Consider the following 1951-nt stretch of genomic DNA (forward strand, 5'->3'; position numbering starts at 1 on the left):
GCTCATAGACCTCCACGAGATTGAACGAGACGCCGCTCCAGGCGAGGACAAAGAGCATGGCCCAGGCCCACAGGCCTCCTGCGCGATGCAGGTCGAAATTCAGCTTGTGGCTGCCACCATGCCAGCGCACGGTCCACGCCGTGTGCCAGCGGGCCGGCCAGGATGCACCGCTTGCCTTCGCTCCTTTGCCCGCAGGCTTGCGCATGCGTGCGGGAAAGGTCAGGAAGGCGCCCACGAAGCAGTCCAGGGACCACAGCAACGCGACGATGCCGAAGGCGTAGGTGCCCGCCGTCCCCAGCGCCAGAGAGTAGTGAAGCCGCTCGATGAATGGCATGATGTTCTTCATGCCTTGGCGGATGTCGCCCCATTTGCGCTCGCCCTGCACGGCGCCCGTATATGGGTTGACGAAGACCTCATCGTTCGGCAGTTCCGCGGCCTGCGCCGCCTGCAGGAAGAACACGACAGACCGCCCCTGCTCCACCTTAAGCGGCGCGTATGGCATCCGGGCATCCGGATATTGCCGCATGACCCGCTCGCGCAGCACCAAGGGATCCAGCAGTGCCGCGCCAGGTGCCGGCGCCTCGGCGCGCAACAGCGCTGGATTGATCATGTCGTCCAGCTCGTGCTCCCACGCCAGCAGGCTGCCGGTCAGCCCGGCGATGAGCAGGAAGCCCGCCATCACCAGGCCAACGTAGCGATGCAAAGCGACCAGAGCCGGCCGCATCAGAACCGATACGCTGCGCTGACGTTGACGGTGCGCTCCGCGCTGCGATAGCAAACGCCCGGCAGATAGCCGCAGTCATACAAGGCCTGCCGGTTCAGCAGGTTGTTGATGTTGAGCGTAAGGCGCCAGGGACCGCGCTCTACCCCCGCTGCCGCATCCCAAAGGGTCAGGCTCGGATTCATGAGATTGTTGTTTCCGCCATCCGAATTGGAGCGCATTTTCCCGAGATAGCGAACCCCCAGCGCCGTGAACGCCCGAAACGAGTCCCCGATCGTGAACGCGTACTTACCCCAGGCTGACGCGCTGTGCTTGGGCGCTCCCTTTTGCGGCAGTCCCTGGTCGCCATTGTTGCTCTTCGTGATGTCCGTATCGAGATACGTGTATTGCGCAATGACGCTGAAATTGCGGGTCAACTCCGTGCGTGCCTCAAGCTCCAGGCCGCGCGACGACACTTCGYCCGTCTGGAGGACCCTCCCCGGATTTCCCGGCGCGGCGGTCGTCACGTTCTGCCGAAGCAGGTCGAACAGCGCCAGCGTGTAAATGCTCCTCTTGTTGGCAGGCTGATACCGCACGCCGGCTTCGACCTGTTTGCCGCGCGAGGGCGTGAGCGGCRCACCCGAGACACTCGTACCAATCTCCGGCGCAAATGAGGTTGCATAGCTGAGATAGGGAGCCCACCCGGAATCGAAGAGGTACACGGCACCCAGGCGCCCGGTCATCGCATTCGCGGACTGGTCATAACCGACGGTGCTCGCGCCGGTGTCCAGCGCGATCGTGCGACTGGATTGCTGCACGTTGTCGTGCCGCAATCCAGCGGTCACCACCCAGCGATCCCATTTGAGCTGGTCTTGCGCGTACAGGCCGATCTGCCGCGAGGGCGCGTTTTGACGGGTCGGGTTGTCAGCGGGAACCAGCGGCAGCTTGGCGTAGACAGGGTTGTAGAGATCGATGGGGTCCACGAATCCCACCGCATAGGGATAGTTGTCGGTATTGCGTATCCTGGCATAGTCGACCCCGAGCAGTACGCTGTGCGCCAAGGGCCCGGTGGTGAAGCGTGCCTGCACCTGCGTATCCACATAGAGGCTCTTGGATTGGGTCTTGACTGGCCAGAAGTAACGGTCGATGGTTCTTCCATCGGACCGCAAGGCGGTCGGGAAGAGGTCCGTTCGGTCATTGTTGAGATCGTTGTATCTCAGGTTCTGCCGCACCGACCAGGTGTCATTGAAC

2 protein-coding genes are annotated in these 1951 nt (G+C 62.9%); both read right to left on the reverse strand.

Annotated features, from left to right (window positions below; translation table 11 throughout):
* Nucleotides 1-703 (reverse strand): PepSY-associated TM helix domain-containing protein (locus AC1DS3_RS38150; RefSeq protein ID WP_477129309.1); only part of this gene is annotated, 703 nt, incomplete at its 3' end.
* 20 nt (nt 704-723) lie between these two features.
* Nucleotides 724-1951: TonB-dependent siderophore receptor (locus AC1DS3_RS38155; RefSeq protein WP_477129310.1), on the reverse strand; the 1228-nt coding region annotated here is incomplete at its 5' end.

The sequence above is a fragment of the Cupriavidus sp. 01L46 genome (assembly GCF_056399905.1).